The sequence below is a fragment of the Roseovarius sp. MBR-154 genome (assembly GCF_053628595.1).
Map to the genome: position 1 here is coordinate 63,429 of NZ_JBRJGR010000004.1, position 19,880 is coordinate 83,308.

Genomic DNA, 19,880 nt, shown 5'->3' on the forward strand with positions numbered 1-19,880 from the left:
CCGTCCTGATGCGCCGCCGGTGCGCAGTCCCGGCGGCGCGCCTTTGCAAAGGAGATGAACCATGCTGAGCCGTCTGGCTTTTCTATTCATCCTTTCGATTGGTCTTGTCGCGGGGCCGGCGGTTGCCCAAATCGCAGCGGTTGAACCTGATGAACGCGGCATCCCGACCATCGCGCCGCTGATCGACGCCGTGGACGACGCTGTCGTCAACATCGCGGTCGTCTCTGAGCGACCCGCCCAGATGACGCCGCTTTTCCGCGATCCGTTCTTCCAGCCTTTCTTGCCGCCGCTTGAGCAACTGCCACCGCAGCGGCAGATGAGCGCTGGGTCCGGCGTGATCGTCGATGCCGGTGAGGGATACATCCTGACGAATAACCACGTCATAGAAAACGGAGATGAGATCCGCGTCACACTGCGCGACAACCGGACCTACGAGGCCGAGTTGATCGGGCGCGATCCGGCCACGGATATCGCCGTGCTCAGGATCGACGCGAATAACCTGACAGAGGTTCCCATCGGAGATTCCGAAACCCTGTTCGTGGGGGATTTCGTTGTTGCCATCGGCAATCCATTTGGCCTTGGCCAGACCGTGACAAGCGGCATCGTCTCGGCGCTTGGACGGTCGGGGATCAATCCCGAAGGTTATGAAGACTTCATCCAGACCGATGCGTCGATCAACCCAGGCAATTCAGGCGGCGCGCTGATCACTCTTGATGGCAATCTCGTCGGTATCAACACGGCGATCATTGCGCCCAATGGCGGCGGCAATGTCGGGATCGGCTTTGCGGTGCCCATCAACATGGCTTTGTCCGTCATGGATCAGCTGGTCGAGTTCGGCGAAGTCCAGCGGGGCCGGCTTGGCGTGATGATCCAGGACCTGACGCCGGACCTGTCTGAAGCGCTTGGTGTAGACGCCGAGACAGGCGCCATCGTAAGCTCGGTCGAGCCGGGCACCCCTGCGGACGACGCGGGTCTTGCCGCCGGAGACGTCATTGTCGCGGTTGACGGCGAGGGTGTCGACGGATCCGCCGACTTGCGTCAGAGGATCGGCCTGCGCAGGCCGGGCGATGAGGTCGAAATCGCCTATGTTCGAGATGGCGAGCGCCTGGTGACGCAGGTCGCACTCGCAGATGGCGGAGGCCCCCGCTTGGCGGAGCGCGATCGTGGCGAATCTGATGCGTTGGCGGGTGTTCGCCTTTCCCCGCTCGATCGGAACCATCCGGCTTGGGGCGCCGCAGAGGGCGTTGTCGTTTCGGAGATCGCGCCAGGCAGCCGTGCCGCGCAGGCCGGTCTGGAGGCGGGGGACGTCATCACGGCGGTCAACCGGCAGAGGGTAGGGTCGATCCGCGACATCGACCGCGCACTCGAGGACGCGCCGAACGCGGTGGCGCTGACCGTTTGGCGTGATGGTCGGACCCTGTTGATTGTGCTCAGATCATGACCCGTCGATCTCGATATCCTTGGCGCGCCCGAGTGCCTGGCCTTGGCTCTCGGGCGATGCCAGAGGCCCTTTGGCAATCACCGGCCTCGCCTGTTTTGCGGCATGGCAAGGGGATTGAAAGCGAAACAAAATGAGTATCGACCCGTACAAAGTCCTAGGCGTTCCAAAGAGCGCACCCCAGGCAGAGATCAAGAAGGCGTATCGTAAGCTGGCGAAGGAGTTGCATCCCGACCTGCACCCCGATGACGCCGCGAAGCAGGAGCGCTTCAAGGCCGTCTCGGCGGCTTACGATCTGCTGAGCGATCCCGAGAAGCGCCGTCGCTTCGATGCAGGCGAGATTGATGCCAGCGGCCAGGAACGCGCTGAACGTCAGTACTACCATCATTATGCCGGACAGGATGCTGGCCGCCGTTACGACCCCGGCCCTGGCTTCGGCGGCGGTGTCGGCGACGGTGATTTGGGCGACATCTTTTCACAGTTTTTCGGTGGCCGTGCCGGCGGTCCACGCCAGAGTGGGTTCCACAGAGAGGTCCACGCGCGCGGTCAGGACTTGCGCTACCATCTTGATGTCGATTTCCTCGATGCCGTGCGCGGTACAAAGCGTCGCGTGACCATGCCCGATGGCAACACCATCGAAATCAGCATCCCGCCGGGCCTGAAGGATGGCCAGACGCTTCGGCTGCGCGGCAAGGGTGCGCCGGGATACGGTGAGGGCGCGCCAGGCGACGCGCTGGTCACTGTTTCGGTCAGACCGCATCCTGTGTTTGGCCGTACGGGCGACGACATCGAGTTGGAGCTACCGATCACGTTCGACGAGGCGGTGCTCGGCGGATCTGTCGATGTGGCCACGGTATGGGGGCCCGTCTCGCTCACCATCCCGAAAGGGGCGTCTTCCGGTCAGCGCCTGCGCCTCGGTGGCAAGGGCATCAAACCGGTCAAGGGGAAGGCGGGCGATCAGATCGTGCGGCTGAAGATCGTGCTGCCGAAGAAGATCGACAAGGACATGGAAGACCTGGCGAAGCGCTGGCGCGAGACGGCCGGGTTCGACCCGCGAACCGAGTTAGGGAGGTCGACATGATCTATACCGAAGAGAAGGTCCTGTCGGAGATCCGCAGGCTTACCCGTCGTGACTTGCGGGTTTGGGTGCGTGAGGGCTGGGTGCGGCCCGCGATGAGTGAAAGCGGCCCACTGTTCGATGACATCGATGTCGCACGCCTGCGGCTCGTTTGTGACTTGCGGCAGGAGATGGCGCTCACGTCCGACGCGGTTCACATGGTTTTGTCCCTCATCGACCGATTGCATCAAACCCGGCGTGATATGCGCATGTTGCTCGCGGCCCTCGACGATCAGCCGCGAGAGGTGAGGCATGCCGTGGCGTCACGTTTTCGCGCGCAACTGAAAGGTGATGCACCCGAAAAGGACTGATGACATTCGTCAATGCCAGCGCGTTCCAAACAATTACTGGTATCAGGACAGGAGGACAAAAAGATGCACCAAGACATCGCTGCTCACTTCCGCCTCTTGGCGGTCGCGTACTTCCGGTACCTCGAAGCGGAACGAAACCTGAGGATCGCATTGGACGAGGCGCATGGCTACTTCCCGGTCGGTACCGCGCCGCATCCCGGCACGCTTGGTGCGCCTGGGTCGTACGTTCGACGTCAGCGCGAGGCGCGCGACCGGGCGTTGCTCCGATTGCAGTCTTGTCATGCGAAATACAAAGCCGCGAAGGCGCGCCTCGAAAGAAGACAAGCAATGCGAAGGGAAATTCGCCTTCTGACCGTCCGAATTTGAGAGCGAATGTTCGTCATAGAGAGTTCACAGTTTTCGCAGGCCATAGTTCTATGTTCAAAGGCGCATCCCAGACATTTCCGTAAACTCTCGCTACTGTCGTCAGCACTTGACCGCTGGAGGATCGGACCGAAGCCGTAGTGAGATGAGGCGTTTGGGCAGTTCGCATGTGCTGCTTGTGTGCACGGGCTGACCAAATCCCCACGTTTGCATATGATAAGGCTGGAGTGACGCAATCGGCCCATTGCACGACACGGCCTACAACTCTACGCCACAAGCCGCTGCACCACGCACTCGACCAACCGCAGAAATCGTGAGTTGCAAGCCCCCGCAACCAACGATACTTCGATAATTTGGAGGCAGATCGCTTGGAGTGTGGCCTATTTGAGCTTCCTTCAAAGTTTCAGGCTGGCGAACCTTCGGCAAGGCGGGCTGAGCTCAGGCTCTGTCGATTGCAAGTTGCAGGCCAGGCCAGTTTGCATATTTGTCGCCTGTTTCCCGGATGTGCGTATATCGTTTCAGGCTAACCCAAGACCTGTGACCACTGACAGCAGCAACATGGGGAATGTTCCAACCCATCTCGAACAACCGGGAAATGCCTTCGTGGCGCAGATCGTGGAAGTGCAGATCATCGATCCCGAGCAGTTTGCACGCGCGGGTGAAGTTGGCCGTAATCGCGTCCGGCGAGTAGGGGAAGATCTCAGCTTTACGTTTGGGCATGCTGTCGATGATTCGAATGGCCTCTTCAGGCAAGTCTACCCAGGTATCGTTGCCGAGCTTCTCGCCCGGATGCTTCATGTCACGGACCAGAACCCGTTTGTGTTCCTTCTGGAAGCAATCCCATGTGAGCCGCGTGATTTCTGCCTGTCGGCGGGTCGAGAAAAGAGCGAAAACGATCACCTTGTGCATAGGCATGGCCTGGGGGGTTCTCTCGCGCCGATCAATGAAATGGGCCAGCAGCCGGTCGAGTTCATCGAGCATGGGTCTGCGGTTCCGCTGGGCTGAGCGGGAGATAATCCCCATACGGCGCGCGACGGTGATCGCGTCTTTCATCTCCCGGTCATCCAGTCGAAAGTCCCACATCGGTCGTGCTATGGCGAATATGGAGGCGAGATGGCTCGCGTAGTTCCCGACGGTTTGCGGTTGCCCGGGCAGTGACTGAAGGAACTCGATGATATCCTTCGACTTGATGGTGGAGCAGGGCAGATCGGCGATTGGGTAGGTCGCGATGGTCCTGAGGACTTGTGCTTTCGTGCGACCGATTTCCTTCACGGCTTCTTCAGTATAGCGCTCGATCGCTTTGGACAGCCGAGGGTCGGATGCGTTCAACTCTTCCAGCGCACCAGGTTTTGCTAGCTCTTTCTCGCGTTTCTTTATCCAGGCGGCCGCAGCTGGGCGTCTGTCAAAAGTCTTCGTCTCGTGATAGACGGTGCCCTCGCGCATCACTCGTACACGTGCCCTGTAGCTGTGACTTCCATCCTTGCGTTTGCGTGTGGTGATCGAGCCCATGATGGTCTCCCCATTTGGTCCACGAAATTGTATTTGGTCCACGGGACCAAATCCAGTGTCAAAATCGACGGGTTTGGTCCATGATGAGCGGAAACGAGACGAACTGTAGGTGCCTGTAAGTGGCTGAAAAATATAAAAAACAAGACATATCAAGAGCTTCTCGCCTGTCCGTTGCACCCATGATGGACTGGACCGACCGGCATTGCCGGTACCTGCATCGTCAACTCAGCCGTCATGCGTTGCTTTACACGGAAATGGTGACCGCGCCAGCGCTGGTGCGCGGGGGGGCGGTGCATTTGCTTGATCACAGTCCCGAGGAGCATCCGGTTGCCTTGCAGCTTGGCGGGTCGGATCCGAAAGAGCTCGCGCAGGCGGCGCGGTTGGGGGCGGCGGCGGGTTACGCCGAGATCAACCTCAACTGCGGCTGCCCATCGGATCGGGTGCAGTCTGGCACGTTCGGGGCGATTCTGATGAGGGATCCGGGGCTTGTGGCGCAATGCGTGACCGCGATGCGCGAGGCGGTCGATGTGGATGTGACGGTGAAATGCCGCATCGGGGTAGATGATCAGAACCCCGAGGAGGTGCTGCCGGAGTTTCTGTCAAGGATCGTGGCGGCGGGCTGTGAGCAGGTGCAAATCCATGCGCGCAAGGCGTGGCTTCAGGGCCTCAGCCCCAAGGAGAACCGCGATATTCCGCCGCTCGATTACGATCTGGTGCAGCGCATGAAGATGCTTTTCCCGAACTTGCATATCTCGATCAACGGCGGAATTGCCGATCTGGATCAGGCAGTTGGCCTGCTGGATGCGGGCCTTGACGGGGTCATGGTGGGGCGCGCCGCCTATCATCAACCCGCAGATATCCTCTGTGCGGCGGATCGGCGGATCTTTGGCACAAAGGGACCGGACAGCACTGCCGAGGGGGCGGTCCGCGCGATGCTCCCCTATATCGAGGGGCATCTGGTCAACGGTGGCAGGCTGAACCAGATCACGCGGCACATGTTGGGGCTGTTTGCCGGGCGGCCAGGGGCGCGGGTGTGGCGCAGGACGTTGTCGGAAGGGGCGATACAGCCCGGCGCGGGGCCGGAGTTGGTGGACCGCGCGCTGTCGGACATCGAGGCGGCTGCGCGGGTTGCCGCGTGATGACGGTCCCGCCGTGGGACTTCAGAAATCCTGACCGCCGCCCTGTTGCCACGGCTTCACCAGATTGCCGAACCGGGTGAATTGCGATTCGAAGCTGAGCTCGACCGTGCCGATGGGACCGTGGCGCTGCTTGCCGATGATGACCTCGGCCTTGCCGTGAAGACGCGACATGGCCTCCTGCCATTCGGCCATCTTTTCCATCTCGTGATCGCCGGGCTTTTCGCGCTCCTTGTAGTATTCTTCGCGGAACACGAACATCACCACATCGGCATCCTGTTCGATCGAGCCGGATTCGCGCAGGTCCGACAGTTGCGGGCGCTTGTCTTCACGGCTTTCGACCTGGCGGGAGAGCTGCGAGAGGGCGAGAACCGGAATGTCGAGTTCCTTGGCGATGGCCTTGAGACCCATGGAGATCTCGCCGATTTCCTGCACGCGGTTCTCGGACGTGCCGCGCACCAGTTGCAGATAGTCGACGATCAGCAGGTCGAGCCCGTGGGTGCGCTTGAGGCGGCGAGCGCGAGCGGCAAGCTGCGAGATCGGGATTGCGGCGGTGTCGTCGATGAACAGCGGGCAGGATTCGAGCGATTTGGCGGCCTCGACGAATCGGCGGAATTCCTCTTCATCCATGTCGCCCTGACGGATCTTGTGCGAGGAAATCTCGGAGGCTTCGGCCAGGATCCGGCCCGCCAATTGCTCGGCGCTCATTTCCAGCGAGAAAAAGCCGACGACGCCACCATCCACGGCGCCTTGGGTGCCGTCGGGCCGGGTGCCTTTCTTGTAGGCGCGGGCGACATTGAAGGCGATGTTTGTCGCGAGCGAGGTCTTGCCCATCGAGGGGCGCCCGGCAAGGATCAGCAGGTCGGATTTATGCAGCCCGCCCAGCTTGCCATCCATGTCGATCAGGCCGGTGGAGACGCCCGCCAGCCCGCCTTCGCGCTGATAGGCCGCGTTGGCGACATTAACTGCGTCCGTTACCGCCTTGAGAAAGCTTTGAAACCCGGATTCAGACTGGCCCTGTTCGGCCAACTGGTAGAGCTTCTGCTCGGCCTCGACGATCTGATCCTTGGGCTCGCTGTCGACATGGACACGGGCGGCCTTGCCCGCGATGTCATGGCCAAGGGCAATCAACTCGCGGCGGATCGCAAGGTCATAGATCATCTGCGCATAGTCGCGCGCGGCATAGGTCGAGATCGCGGCCCCGGCGAGTTTTACAAGGTAATTCGCGCCGCCCAACTCCTGCAGCCCCTCATCCTCTTCGAGAAAGGCGCGCAGGGTGACCGGCGAGGCGAGGTTGTTCTTGGCAATGCGCGCGGCGGCGGTCTCGAAGATGCGGGCATGCACCGGGTCATAGAAATGCTGCGGCCCGATGATGGCGGCGATGCGGTCATAGACATCGTTATTGGTCAGGATCGCGCCGAGGATCTGCTGTTCGGCCTCGATCGAATGCGGCATCGTCTCCGCGGCCTGAATCTCGGTGCCGGTTGGATTGAATACGCTGACCTCGTTCATGGCTGCTGTCCCTGTCGTCTTTGTTTTTTGGCGTTCGGGTGTTCTAAGCCAAAGCTCCCGCGCATGCCACATGTATAAGCCTGTGGATGGTTGCCGGGATAACCCTCTGAACAAGCCATCCATGCCTGTCATAGACCCGCATCCTGTGGTCCGACACTATCACACTACCATATCTGGCGGGTAACTTCGATTCGTGATACTGCTTATCCACCGCGCGGAAGCAGGATTTTATTTCTTGTTTGCTTCCTGCCACTTACGCGGATCACGCAGAAAGTCCTCGACCTGATTGAGGGTGGCAGCGCTGAATGATGCCTGCTCGCGGGCCTCTGCCAGCACGTCCCACCAGGTGCAGAGGTGGTGCAGCGCGACGCCGTGATCGCCGAGGGTTTTCTTGGTCTCGGGGAAGATGCCGTAATAGAAGATGACGGCGGTGTGCCCGCAGATCGCCCCAGTCTCGCGGATGGCATCGACGAAGCTGAGTTTCGAGCCGCCATCGGTGGTCAGATCCTCGACCAGAAGCACGCGTTGGCCCTCATGCATGGCCCCTTCGATGCGGGCGTTGCGGCCGTAACCCTTGGGCTTCTTGCGCACATAGGTCATCGGCAGGGCCATGCGTTCGGCCACTAATGCGGCAAAGGGAATACCCGCCGTCTCGCCGCCCGCGATATTGTCGAACGCCTCGAACCCGGCCTCGCGCATCACGGCGACGGTCAGGAAATCCATCAGCGTCGAGCGAATGCGCGGATAGCTGATGAGCTTGCGGCAGTCGATATAGGTGGGCGAGCGCAGACCGGATGCGAGCGTGAAGGGCTCGTCCGCGTTGAAATGCACCGCGCCGATTTCGAGCAGCATGCGGGCGGTGAGGCGGGCGATCTCGTCCTTGGGCGGATAGGTGGCAGGGATCATGGCGGGGTCCTTGGGTTGGGCGCTGCGCCGAAGAGATGTGATGCCTCCGGCGGGAGTATTTTCGGAACGGTGACGATCAGCTCACGCGCCAGTGCAGGGGGAAGCCGGGGTCGAACACGGTGACCGGGCCGTCGCCGGTGTCGATCTTGTCAGGGTAGCGAACGGGGTCTCCCTTTGTCAGGGTGATCCGCGCCTCGTTCGGGGGCAGGCCGTAGAAGGCGGGACCGTTGAGCGAGGTGAACCCCTCGAGGCGGTTCAGCGCACCCTCCTCCTCGAACACATGGGCGAGGATCGAGAGCGTGTTGGGCGCGGTGAAGCAGCCGGCACAGCCGCAGGCGCTTTCCTTCAGGGGGTCGGTATGGGGTGCGCTGTCGGTGCCGAGGAAGAAGCGCGCGTCGCCCGACGTGGCGGCGCGGCGCAGGGCGAGGCGGTGTTCCTCGCGTTTGGCCACGGGCAGGCAGTAGTAATGCGGTTTGATCCCGCCCACGAGGATATGGTTGCGGTTGATCACGAGGTGGTGGGTGGTGATGGTGGCGGCGAGGTCGTGGTCGTGGTCGTGCTCGGTGACATAGGCCACTGCGTCGGAGGTGGTCACATGTTCCATTACCACGCGCAGCCCCGGCGTAGCGCGGCGGACGGGTTCGAGCACGCGGTCGATGAACACCGCCTCGCGGTCGAAGATGTCGATTTCCGGGTCCGTCACCTCGCCATGCACGCAAAGCGGCAGGCCGATTTGGGCCATTTTCTCGAACACCGGCCGCACCTTGTCAAAATCACGCACGCCGGAAGCAGAATTGGTGGTGGCCCCCGCTGGGTAGAGCTTGACCGCAGATATCAGGCCACTTGCATGGGCGGCGGCGACGTGATCCGCATCGGTCTGCTCTGTTAGGTAGAGCGTCATCAGCGGGGTGAACTCCATCCCCCCGGGCAGCGCCGCCATGATCCGGTCGCGATAGGCGCGGGCGTCACGGGCCGTGACGACCGGCGGCACGAGATTGGGCATGATGACGGCGCGCGCGAAATGACGCGCGCTTTCGGGCAAGACGGCGCGTAGCATCGTGCCATCGCGCAGGTGCAGGTGCCAATCGTCGGGGCGGCGGAGGGTCAGGGTCTGGCTCATGGCTTTTGCGCATACACAATCACGCGGGCCAAGACCAGAGGGCAGAAGGCGTCAGGCGCCGCGCTCTTCGAGACGTGCTTCGGCAACCGCCAGGGCCTTGCGGAAACGTGGCCCTCCCACCCGGCGAGCGAGCGCGTTGCGGCAATGCAGAACCGTCAGGTGATCGCGCTCATCGGCAACAAGGCGGCGCATCACATTGGCGAGATAAGGGGTAGCGTCCCGGCGTGCGCGCCACATCCGGGCGAGTTCGAGTGGGCTAAGGCGATCCGCGCTCAGCGCCTCGATCACACGCGCGATCACGTCCATGCGCACGAGGCTCTGCTCGATCTGGTAGCCGAGGAACCGGGTGCGGAATTTCATCACATTGGGACGCGTGAAGAGGGCCGCATGCATGGCGTCAAGCTCGACGTTCGGGTCGTAGAGCAGCACAGTCTGGCCGGCGGCGTCGAGCATGTCAGGGGCATAGCCGTAGCGGTCGGTAAAGGAGGTGCGGCGCATGTGCAGATATCGATCGTCCCATTCCGCCACGCGCGGATCGAGCGTCGCTTGCGGGCTGAGCATGACCACCCTTGCCCCCGGTGCCGCCACCGAAAAGGCGGCCGCCGCATAGCCGCAGGGCCCGGCACCGTAAAAGATCACCTGCTCGAACTCGTCGAAGAACCCGTCGTCGATCAGCCGGTCGAAATAGCCATAGACCCGGGCGTCGCGGAACCAGGTATTGCCGTTGCCGAGCAGGCACAGATGCGACCAGCCCTGCGCCTTGACAAGTGGCCAGCCCAGGGGCTGGGCGCGCTCCGACATCTCCGGCAGGCGCTTGAAGGTCTCGAAGGTGACAAGCAGCACCGGTTTGCGTTCGATCAGCAGGGCGGCATGGCGCTCGCCAAGGGGTTGGCAATAGCCATCTTCGTCCGCGAGCGTATCCGCACGTTCGATCCAGGCGTCCCAGGACAGCCCGGAGAGGTCAGCCTCGAGAATGTCGGCGCTGTCTTGCATGTGTCTGCGAACCCTTGCTCTGCCCGGCCGGTCTGTGCCGCGCCTCAACACGGTAAACCATGGTCTCGCATTGGGGCAAAACTTGGGAAAATCCAAGAGCGTTCGGCGCGGATTTGCGACCATTGTGTGAGGTCGGCGGCCTTGACCGTGGGGCGGTTGCGATGCACTTGATAAGTGCAGGCAAGGCGAGGCGGAGGCGAGAGCGTGCAAAATCCCACATCCATCGGCGCGGTGCAGGACATGCTGGCAGGACAGGACTATATCTGCGGGCGCGCCTTGGGCACGGTGACCTATCTGGCGCTGACCCTCGGGCGGCCGCTGTTCCTCGAGGGTGAGGCGGGCACCGGCAAGACCGAGATCGCCAAGGCCATCGCCGCCGGGCTCGGGCGGCGGCTCATTCGGCTGCAATGCTATGAGGGCCTCGATGCGGCCAGTGCCGTCTATGAATGGAATTTCGCCGAGCAGATGATCGCCATTCGCACCGCCGAGGCCGCGGGTGGCGTGGATCGCGGGCATCTCAAGGACGAGCTTTTTACCGAGGACTATCTGGTCGAGCGCCCGCTCCTGCAGGCGATGCGCCCGCAAGCGGGGGGCGCGCCGGTGTTGCTGATTGACGAGATCGACCGCACCGACGAGCCCTTTGAGGCGTTCCTGCTGGAGGCGCTCAGCGATTTTCAGGTGACGATCCCGGAGCTTGGCACGATCCATGCCCCCGAGCCGCCGATCGTTATCCTGACCTCCAACCGCACCCGCGAGGTGCATGACGCCTTGAAGCGCCGCTGCCTTTATCATTGGGTGGAGTATCCCACGTTTGAGCGTGAGCTCGAGATCCTGCAGGCCCGCGCGCCCGAGGCGGCAGAACAGCTCAGCCGCGAGGTGGTGGCTTTCGTGCAGGCCCTGCGTACCGAGGATCTGTTCAAGAAGCCGGGCGTGGCCGAGACCATCGACTGGGCCAAATGCCTGCTGGCGCTCGACGTGATCAGCCTCAGCCCCGAGGTGATCGCCGACACGCTCGGCGCGATCCTGAAATATCAGGACGATATCGCCCGGATGCAGGGCTCCGAGGCGAAGCGCATACTCGACGAGGTGCGCAGCACGCTGGCACCTGCCTGATGTTTCTTTTTGGTCGAAATACTCCGGGGGTGTGGGGGCAGCGCCCCCACGCAACGCCATGACAGACTACGCCCCGCTGGAATTGCCCGACGATCCCAAGCTGACCCACAACATCACCCATTTCGCGCGCGCGCTGCGGGCGGCGGGATTGCCGATCGGGCCGGGGCGGGTGATCGATGCGGTGCGCGCGGTGGCCGCCGCCGGGTTCAGCAGCCGCGACGATTTCTTTTACACGCTGCGCGCCTGTCTGGTGACGCGGCCAGAGCATCTGGCGGTCTTTGCGCAGGTCTTTCGCCTCTACTGGCGCGATCCGCGCTACATGGAGCACATGATGGCGATGATGCTGCCCGCCATCCGGGGCGTGCAGGAGGACCGCAGCGCACAGGCCGCCGAGAAGCGCGCGGCGGAGGCGCTGCTGGATGGCGTGGCCCGCGACGCGCCCGAGATCGAGGAGCACGACAGCGACGAGGTGCAGATCGACATCGATGCCTCGGCCACGATGTCGGGCGAGGAAAGGCTGCGCAAGCTTGATTTCGAGCAGATGAGCAATGCCGAGGTGGCGCAGGCCAAGCGCATGCTGGCGCGGCTCACGCTGCCGGTCAAACCCTTCGCATCGCGCCGGGGCATGGTCAGCCCGCAGGGCGCGCGGCTCGACCTGCGTCGCAGTTTGCGCGGGGCACTGCGCCACGGTGGCGAGATGCGGCGCATTCACCGCAAGAAGCCGCGCGAGCGCTGGCCCAATCTGGTGGTGCTTTGCGATATTTCAGGCTCGATGAGCCAGTATAGCCGTATGGTCTTGCATTTTCTCCATGCTGTGGCCAATCAGAAGGGCGCGGGCTGGGCGCGTGTGTATGCCTTCACCTTTGGCACGCAACTGACCAATATCACCCGCCAACTGGCGACGCGGGATGTCGATGCCGCCCTTGCCGCCGCCGGAAAACAGGCGCAAGACTGGGAGGGTGGCACGCGCATCGGCGCGTCGCTGCACGCGTTCAACCGCGACTGGTCGCGCCGGGTGATGGGGCAGGGGGCGGTGGTTTTGTTGATCACCGACGGGCTGGATCGCGACGCGCCCGAGGCGCTGAGCCATGAGATGGAGCGGCTGCACCTGTCGGCGCGGCGGCTGATATGGCTCAACCCACTGCTGCGGTGGGAGGGCTTCGCGCCCAAGGCGCAAGGCATTCGCGCGATGCTGCCGCATGTGGATGCGTTCCGCGCGGGCCATTCGATCGCCACACTGGAGGATCTGGCCGCGGCGATCTCACGCCGCGATGACGATGGCGAAAAGGCGCGGCTGATGGCGGCGTTGTAAGGGGAGTAATAGGATGGACCGTTTCGACGACATACCCGAAACCGCGCTCGCGTGGCACCGGGCGGGCAAGGGAGCGGCCTTGGCCACCGTGGTCGAGACCTGGGGCAGCGCCCCGCGCCGGGTCGGCAGTCAACTGGCGATTTCCGGTGAGGCAGAGATCGCCGGTTCGGTCTCGGGCGGCTGTGTCGAGGGGGCGGTGGTGGCCGAGGCTCTCGACGCCATTGAGGAGGGCCGGTCGGTGATGCTGGAATACGGCGTCAGCGATGGCGATGCCTTTGCCGTGGGGCTGGCCTGTGGCGGCACGATCCGGGTGCTGGTGGAGCCGGTGGGTTCGGTCTTGCCCGAGGATTTGCTGGCCGATCTTGTGCTGGCGCGGGAAGCGCGCGTGCTGGTGGCCTATGTGACCGGTCCGGCGGGCCGCAGGCTGGAGCGCGACGGGCATGAGAGCCGCTTTCGGATGGACCGGTCGGGGTTCGAGGAGGATGGCCAGACCTTCGTGGCCATCCACAACCCGCCGCTGCGCCTGATCATCGTGGGCGCGGTGCATATCGCGCAAGCCCTCGTGCCGATGGCGCGGATCGCGGGCTATGATCCGATCCTGATCGACCCGCGCGAGAGCTTTGCGTCGGAGGCGCGGTTTCCGGGAGAGGCGGTGCTGCACGACTGGCCGGATGAGGGGCTGCGGGCCTTGGGCCTCGATCTGCGCACGGCGCTGGTGTTGCTGACGCATGATCCCAAGCTCGATGATCCCGCGCTTGTCGGGGCTCTGCGCTCTGACGTATTCTATATAGGTGCGCTCGGGTCTACCCGGACGCATGCCAAGCGGGTGGAACGGCTGTCCGAGGCTGGGTTTTCCGAGGCCGAGATCGGACGCATTCACGGGCCCATCGGTCTCGATATCGGCGCGGCGGGGCCGTCCGAGATCGCGGTGAGCATCCTCGCCGAGATGACCTGGGTTCTGAGGAAAGGCGCGTGAGGTTCGGCCCCGTGCCGCTCGACGAGGCGAAGGGCGCGATCCTGGCGCATTCCGAGCAGGTGGCGACGGGGCGATTGCGCAAGGGCGCGGTGCTGGGCGCGGGCGAGATCGCAGCGCTGCGGGCGGCGGGCTATGACCGCGTGACGGTCGCGCGACTGGAGGCAGGAGATCTGCATGAGGACGCCGCAGCGGAGACGCTGGCGGGCGCGCTGCATGCCGGGGCTGCGGGTATTGCGCGGGGGCAACCCTTCACGGGGCGGGTGAACCTGACGGCGACGGCGCCCGGCGTGGTCTGTGTCGATGCGGGCGCGATCAATGCCGCCAATGCGGTGCATCCGATGATCACCGTGGCCACCGTGCCCGATCATCATCAGATCCGCGCGGGCGGCATGATCGCGACGGTCAAGATCATTGCCTATGGCGTGCCGGGATCGGCGGTCGAGGCCGCAGCAAGGGCCGCGCGCGGCGCGGTGCGGCTGGCCACGGCGCGCTACACAACGGTGAGCCTGATCATCACGGACGTGCCCGGCGGTCCGGGGACCAAGGGCGTGGAGGCGATCGAGGCGCGGGTCGCGGGCCTCGGCATGGAAATGGCCGAGACGGTGACCTGCTCCCATGATGAGGACGCGCTCGCGCAGGCCGTAGGCGCTGCCAAGGGCGAGATCGTGCTGATCCTCACCGCCTCGGCCACGTCGGACCCCTATGATACCGCCCCGCAGGCGCTGCGCCGGGCGGGCGGTCAGGTGGAGCGGTTCGGCATGCCGGTCGATCCCGGAAACCTGCTGTTTCTGGGTGATATAAAGGGCAAGCCGGTGATCGGCTTGCCCGGCTCGGCGCGCAGCCCGGTGCTGCACGGGGCCGACTGGGTGCTGGCGCGGGTGGTTTGCGGGCTGCCCTGCGGGGCCGCCGAGATCGCGGTGATGGGGGTGGGCGGTCTGCTCAAGGAAATCCCGACCCGCCCGCAGCCGCGACGCGGCCCGCGCGGCTGAGGCAGAAGAAACCGGGTTCTCAAGCGGCGGGAGGCATGCTTTAGTCGCATTGGACAGTCGGGCATAGGCGACTAGTGTCTGATTGGAAGCGACACATTTTCGAACCGGGAGGAGCCAATGCCAGAGGTCAAGATGACCGTGAACGGCAAGCCAGCGTCGGGCCAGATCGAGGGCCGCACGCTTCTTGTCGATTTTCTGAGAGAGAACCTGGGCCTGACGGGCACCCATGTGGGCTGTGACACCAGCCAATGCGGGGCCTGCGTGGTGCATGTGGACGGCCGCGCCGTCAAGGCCTGCACCATGTTCGCCGCCGAGGCCGAGGGCATGGAGGTAAAAACCATCGAGGGCATGGCCGAGCCCGATGGCACGCTGCATCCCATTCAGGCCGCGTTCCAGGACCATCACGGGTTGCAATGCGGATTCTGCACGCCAGGCATGGTTATGTCGGCGGCGGCGTTGCTCAAGGACAACCCGACGCCAACGGAGACCGAGGTGCGCGACTATCTCGAAGGGAACCTGTGCCGTTGCACGGGCTATCACAACATCGTCAAGGCGATCCTCGCGGCATCCGGACAGGATGTGAGCAAGATCGCGGCGGAATAAGCGGACAAGAGGGGGCGCTGCCCCCGCGCCTTCGGCGCTCCCCCGGAATATTTCGGGCAAGATGAAGCTGCTGCGGGTTTGATGGGGGAGACCCCGGACCATTCAGGGAGGTCAAGACATGCCAAAGGACGGAGGCATCGGCGCCAGCACCAAGCGGCGCGAGGATATCCGGTTTCTGACCGGAAACGGCAATTATACCGATGACATCAATCTGCGCGGGCAGGCCTATGTGCATTTCCTGCGCTCGGACGTGGCGCATGGGCGGCTGAAGACCGTCGACACCAGCGTCGCCGAGGGCATGCCCGGCGTGATACGGGTGTTCACCGGCAAGGATTTCGAGGGTATCGGCGGGTTGCCCTGCGGCTGGCAGGTGACCGACCGTTTCGGCGAGGTGATGCAGGAGCCGGGGCATCCGGTGCTGGCGCAGGGCAAGGTGCGTCATGTGGGTGATCCGATCGCCGCCGTGGTGGCCGAGACCCGCGAACAGGCGCGCGACGCGGCCGAGGCGATCGAGCTCGATATCGAGGAATTGCCCGCAGTCGTGGACATGAAGGCGGCGCTCGAGGAGGGCGCGCCGAAGGTGCATGACGATCTCAAGAACAACCTTTGCTATGACTGGGGCTTTGTCGAAGAGAACAAGGGCGCGGTGAACGAGGCCTTTGAGGCCGCCGCGCATGTCACCACGCTTGAGCTGGTCAACAACCGCCTGATCGCCAACCCGATGGAGCCGCGCGTGGCGGTGGGTGATTTCAATCGTTCGACCGGCGATCACACGCTCTACACCACCTCCCAGAACCCGCATGTGATCCGCCTGTTGATGGGCGCCTTTGTGCTTGGCATCCCCGAGCATAAATTGCGCGTGGTCTCGCCCGATGTGGGCGGCGGCTTTGGTACCAAGATCTTTCACTATGCCGAAGAGGCGTTCTGTACCTTTGCCGCCAAGGCGCTCAACCGTCCGGTGAAATGGACAAGCACGCGCTCCGAGGCATTCATTTCCGATGCGCATGGGCGCGATCACGTCACCAAGATCGAACTGGCGCTGGACAAGGACAACAATTTCACGGCCATTCGCACAGATACCCATGCGAATATGGGGGCGTATCTGAGCACATTTGCGCCGTCGATCCCCACATGGCTGCATGGCACGCTGATGGCCGGGAACTACAAGACGCCGCTGATCTATGTGAACGTCAAGGCGGTCTTAACCAATACCGTGCCGGTCGATGCCTATCGCGGTGCGGGACGGCCCGAGGCGACCTATCAACTGGAGCGCGTCATCGACAAGGCGGCGCGTGAATTGGGGGTCGATCCGATCACTCTGCGTCGGCAGAACTTCATCACCGAGTTTCCCTACGCCACGCCGGTGGCGGTGGAATATGACACCGGCGACTATCACGCCACGATGGACAAGCTGGAAGAGATCGCGGATTTCAAGGGCTTTGCCGCGCGCCGCAAGGAGAGCGAGGCCAAGGGCCGCCTGCGCGGTCTTGGCGTCAACTGTTACATCGAGGCCTGCGGCATCGCGCCCAGCAACCTTGTCGGCCAGTTGGGGGCGCGCGCGGGGCTTTACGAATCCGCCACCGTGCGGGTCAATGCCACCGGCGGGCTTGTGGTCATGACCGGAAGCCACAGCCACGGCCAGGGCCATGAAACCGCCTTTCCGCAGGTGATCGCCGAGATGATCGGGATTGACGCCAGCATGGTGGAGATCATCCATGGCGACACCAACAACGGGCCGATGGGCATGGGCACCTATGGCTCTCGCTCGCTCGCCGTGGGCGGCAGCGCGATGGTGCGCGCCACCGAGAAGATCATCAACAAGGCCAAGAAGATCGCGGCCCATTTGATGGAGGCCAGCGAGGCCGATATCGAGCTCAAGGACGGGCAGTTCAGCGTCGCGGGCACCGACAAGTCAGTAGCCTGGGGCGATGTCACGCTGGCCGCCTACGTGCCGCATAACTATCCGCTGGAGGATATCGAACCGGGGCTGGAGGAGACGGCGTTCTACGATCCGTCGAATTTTACCTACCCGTCGGGGGCCTATGCCTGTGAGGTCGAGGTCGATCCCGATACCGGCCGCGTCACCATCGAGCGATTTTCGGCGGCTGACGATTTCGGCAATATCATCAACCCGATGATCGTCTCGGGGCAGGTGCATGGCGGGATCGGTCAGGGCATCGGTCAGGCGTTGCTGGAGGCCTGCGTCTATGACGAGAACGGGCAGCTGCAGAGCGGCTCTTACATGGATTACGCGATGCCGCGCGCCGATGACGTGCCATTCTATCAGGTGGATCATTCCTGCCAGACGCCCTGCACGCACAACCCATTGGGCGTCAAGGGCTGTGGCGAGGCGGGGGCCATCGGCAGCCCGCCTGCCGTGGTAAACGCGGTGATTGACGCGTTGCAATCGGGCGGCAAGGATATCACCCATATCGACATGCCGCTGTCGCCGTCGCGCGTCTGGCAAGCGATGCAAGGGTAAGGAGAGCGATCATGTATGCATTCGATATCGACCGTCCCACCACGATCGCCGATGCGGTCAAGGCGCTTGGGACAGAAGAGGCGCAGGCTCTGGGCGGGGGGCAGACGCTGATCCCGTCGCTGAAACAGCGGCTTGCGGCACCCGCCAAGCTTGTTTGCCTGTCGGGCATTGCCGAGATCAAGGGCGTCTGTACCGGTGATGACGGCGCGCTCTGCATCGGCGGGGGCACTTGCCATGCTGATGTGGCGGCAGGCGCGGGGGCCTATCCGGCGCTCGCGCATCTGGCCGCCAATATCGGCGATCCGGCGGTGCGCAATCGCGGCACCATCGGTGGCAGTGTCGCCAATAACGACCCGTCCGCCTGTTACCCGGCGGCGGTGTTGGGGTCGGGGGCCACGGTGGTCACCACCAACCGCAGGATCGCCGCGGATGACTTTTTCCAAGGCATGTTCACCACCGCGCTTGAGGACGGCGAGATTATCACCGAGGTGCGCTTTCCGGTGCCGAAGAAGGCGAATTACCAGAAATTCGAGCAGCCCGCCTCGCGGTTTGCGCTGGTCGGCGTGTTCGTTGCGAAATACGCGGACGGCGTGCGCGTGGCCGTCACCGGCGCGTCGGAGGGCGGTGTGTTTCGCTGGTCGGAGGCGGAGGCGGTGCTTACGTCTGATTTCTCGGCCGGTGCGCTGGAGCGGTTGAGCCTGTCGGGCGATGGCATGATCAGCGACATGCATGGCTCAGGTGACTACCGCGCGCATCTGGTGGCTGTCCTGACCCGCCGGGCGGTGGCGTCGGCGGGTTGATGAGACTGATGGTATGAGCAACGGGTCGTTTTCCGGACAGGGGTGCGGCCCGTTTGACGCGAGGGAACCGGTGTGGAGGGTTGACTGGCCATTCCCGCCGCTCGCCTCCCAAAAGGCGAACGGCGGCTTCCCGCAAGGAACCTTCAGACCAACCAAGGGGCCTCACATATTGGGTTTGATGAAACTGCCATCGCGCAACTCGCGCATGGCCTGGCGCAACTCATCCTGCGTGTTCATCACGATCGGGCCGTGCCAGGCCACCGGCTCCTGTAACGGCGCGCCCGAGATCAGAAGAAAGCGCACGCCGTATTCGCCCGCCTGCACGGTGACCTCGTCACCGGTGCCGAAGCGCACCAGCGTGCGGTCGCCGGACGGATCGCGCAGATGCAGTTCCTGGCCCGCGAGCTCCTTTTCCAGCAGCACGCCGGTCGGCTTCGAGGCGTCGGCAAAGGTGCCGGACCCGGCAAAGACATAGGCAAAGCTGCGCCGGTAGGTATCGATCCGCAAGGTCTTTTGCACCCCCGGCGGCACCGAGATATCGAGGTATTGCGGATCGGCGGCGATGCCGTCCACCGGGCCGCGCTTGCCCCAGAATTCGCCCACGATTATCCGCACACGGGTGCCGTCATCGTCGATGATCTCGGGGATGTCGGCGGATTTTACGTCCTGATAGCGCGGTGCGGTCATCTTCAGGGACGCGGGCAGGTTTGCCCAAAGCTGAAAGCCGTGCATCTGCCCGGCGGCATTGCCGCGCGGCATTTCCTGATGCAGGATGCCCGACCCGGCGGTCATCCATTGCACATCGCCCGCGCCAAGCGTGCCCGTGTTGCCGAGGCTGTCGCCATGCGCCACCTCGCCTTCGAGGACGTAGGTGATCGTCTCGATGCCGCGATGCGGATGCCAGGGGAACCCCTTGGCATAGCGCGCCGGATCGTCGTTGCGGAAATCGTCGAACAGCAGGAACGGGTCAAGCTCTGACGGGTCATGAAAGCCGAAGGCGCGGTGCAGGTGAACGCCCGCGCCCTCCATCGTGGGCTGCGCGGGGCGGGTTTCGAGAACGGGTCTGATCGACATGAGCGGTCTCCTTTCACCGCTTAGATAAGCATGCGCGCCGCGCGGGGGCAGGGGGCGGTCTGTTCGCAGGCAAAGGGGCGCTGTGCGTTTTTGACGATGCCTCTCGCCAAGCGCGGCCAACCGGGG

18 protein-coding genes are annotated in these 19,880 nt (G+C 63.6%); 12 read left to right on the forward strand and 6 right to left on the reverse strand.

The annotated features are described in order from the left end of the window. Nucleotides 1-61: 61 nt before the first annotated feature. From ACSSV4_RS06860 to ACSSV4_RS06875, 4 genes are all read left to right on the forward strand, one after another. Nucleotides 62-1,441: a Do family serine endopeptidase gene (locus ACSSV4_RS06860; protein ID WP_454274299.1), complete on the forward strand. Its 1,380-nt coding sequence runs from the start codon at nt 62-64 to the stop codon at nt 1,439-1,441. 130 nt (nt 1,442-1,571) lie between these two features. Continuing rightward, nucleotides 1,572-2,519 (forward strand): DnaJ C-terminal domain-containing protein, encoded by a 948-nt coding sequence (locus ACSSV4_RS06865; protein ID WP_454274300.1) that lies wholly within the window; start codon nt 1,572-1,574, stop codon nt 2,517-2,519. Further along, nucleotides 2,516-2,866 carry a MerR family transcriptional regulator gene (locus ACSSV4_RS06870; RefSeq protein WP_454274302.1) on the forward strand — a complete coding sequence of 117 codons (351 nt, stop codon included), beginning with the start codon at nt 2,516-2,518 and terminating at the stop codon, nt 2,864-2,866. Before ACSSV4_RS06865 ends, ACSSV4_RS06870 begins: the two co-directional genes overlap by 4 nt. A gap of 63 nt (nt 2,867-2,929) precedes the next feature. After that, the gene (locus ACSSV4_RS06875) at nt 2,930-3,232 is read left to right on the forward strand and encodes a hypothetical protein (RefSeq protein WP_454274303.1); all 303 of its coding nucleotides are present in this window, start codon (nt 2,930-2,932) and stop codon (nt 3,230-3,232) included. 435 nt (nt 3,233-3,667) lie between these two features. Here ACSSV4_RS06875 and ACSSV4_RS06880 read toward each other — a convergent pair whose 3' ends face one another. Then, a complete protein-coding gene (locus ACSSV4_RS06880; RefSeq protein ID WP_454274304.1) occupies nt 3,668-4,738 on the reverse strand; it encodes a tyrosine-type recombinase/integrase in 1,071 nt (356 codons plus the stop codon). 119 nt (nt 4,739-4,857) lie between these two features. Between ACSSV4_RS06880 and dusA the strand changes: the two genes are divergently transcribed. Continuing rightward, nucleotides 4,858-5,877: a tRNA dihydrouridine(20/20a) synthase DusA gene (gene dusA, locus ACSSV4_RS06885; protein ID WP_454274305.1), complete on the forward strand. Its 1,020-nt coding sequence runs from the start codon at nt 4,858-4,860 to the stop codon at nt 5,875-5,877. Between the two features lie 21 nt (nt 5,878-5,898). Here the strand turns inward: dusA and ACSSV4_RS06890 are convergent, their stop codons facing one another. The 4 genes from ACSSV4_RS06890 to ACSSV4_RS06905 all read right to left on the reverse strand — a co-directional run bounded on the left by ACSSV4_RS06890 (nt 5,899) and on the right by ACSSV4_RS06905 (nt 10,405). Next, nucleotides 5,899-7,386 carry a replicative DNA helicase gene (locus ACSSV4_RS06890; RefSeq protein WP_454274306.1) on the reverse strand — a complete coding sequence of 496 codons (1,488 nt, stop codon included), beginning with the start codon at nt 7,384-7,386 and terminating at the stop codon, nt 5,899-5,901. Between the two features lie 228 nt (nt 7,387-7,614). After that, nucleotides 7,615-8,292, reverse strand: a complete 678-nt coding sequence (locus ACSSV4_RS06895; protein WP_454274307.1) for an orotate phosphoribosyltransferase — start codon at nt 8,290-8,292, stop codon at nt 7,615-7,617. 76 nt (nt 8,293-8,368) lie between these two features. After that, complete coding sequence (pyrC, locus tag ACSSV4_RS06900) at nt 8,369-9,412, reverse strand: dihydroorotase (RefSeq protein WP_454274308.1); 1,044 nt, start codon at nt 9,410-9,412, stop codon at nt 8,369-8,371. A gap of 51 nt (nt 9,413-9,463) precedes the next feature. Beyond that, nucleotides 9,464-10,405 carry a phosphoadenosine phosphosulfate reductase gene (locus tag ACSSV4_RS06905; protein ID WP_454274309.1) on the reverse strand — a complete coding sequence of 314 codons (942 nt, stop codon included), beginning with the start codon at nt 10,403-10,405 and terminating at the stop codon, nt 9,464-9,466. 204 nt (nt 10,406-10,609) lie between these two features. On the opposite strand from ACSSV4_RS06905, the gene ACSSV4_RS06910 reads away from it, so the two are divergent. The 7 genes from ACSSV4_RS06910 to ACSSV4_RS06940 all read left to right on the forward strand — a co-directional run bounded on the left by ACSSV4_RS06910 (nt 10,610) and on the right by ACSSV4_RS06940 (nt 18,680). After that, entirely contained in the window at nt 10,610-11,518 is a 909-nt protein-coding gene (locus tag ACSSV4_RS06910) for an AAA family ATPase (protein ID WP_454274310.1), read from the forward strand. 58 nt (nt 11,519-11,576) lie between these two features. Continuing rightward, nucleotides 11,577-12,830: a vWA domain-containing protein gene (locus ACSSV4_RS06915; RefSeq protein WP_454274311.1), complete on the forward strand. Its 1,254-nt coding sequence runs from the start codon at nt 11,577-11,579 to the stop codon at nt 12,828-12,830. A 13-nt stretch (nt 12,831-12,843) separates the two neighbouring features. Continuing rightward, a complete protein-coding gene (locus ACSSV4_RS06920) occupies nt 12,844-13,806 on the forward strand; it encodes an XdhC family protein (RefSeq protein ID WP_454274312.1) in 963 nt (320 codons plus the stop codon). Beyond that, nucleotides 13,803-14,795: a molybdopterin-binding protein gene (locus ACSSV4_RS06925; protein ID WP_454274313.1), complete on the forward strand. Its 993-nt coding sequence runs from the start codon at nt 13,803-13,805 to the stop codon at nt 14,793-14,795. Before ACSSV4_RS06920 ends, ACSSV4_RS06925 begins: the two co-directional genes overlap by 4 nt. A gap of 117 nt (nt 14,796-14,912) precedes the next feature. After that, a complete protein-coding gene (locus ACSSV4_RS06930) occupies nt 14,913-15,398 on the forward strand; it encodes a (2Fe-2S)-binding protein (RefSeq protein WP_454274314.1) in 486 nt (161 codons plus the stop codon). A gap of 118 nt (nt 15,399-15,516) precedes the next feature. Continuing rightward, nucleotides 15,517-17,880, forward strand: a complete 2,364-nt coding sequence (locus ACSSV4_RS06935) for a xanthine dehydrogenase family protein molybdopterin-binding subunit (RefSeq protein ID WP_454274315.1) — start codon at nt 15,517-15,519, stop codon at nt 17,878-17,880. Between the two features lie 11 nt (nt 17,881-17,891). Next, nucleotides 17,892-18,680, forward strand: coding sequence for an FAD binding domain-containing protein (locus ACSSV4_RS06940; RefSeq protein ID WP_454274316.1), 789 nt, complete (start codon nt 17,892-17,894; stop codon nt 18,678-18,680). Nucleotides 18,681-18,842: 162 nt separating this feature from the next. Here the strand turns inward: ACSSV4_RS06940 and ACSSV4_RS06945 are convergent, their stop codons facing one another. Then, nucleotides 18,843-19,754 carry a pirin family protein gene (locus ACSSV4_RS06945; RefSeq protein WP_454274317.1) on the reverse strand — a complete coding sequence of 304 codons (912 nt, stop codon included), beginning with the start codon at nt 19,752-19,754 and terminating at the stop codon, nt 18,843-18,845. Nucleotides 19,755-19,880: the final 126 nt, after the last annotated feature.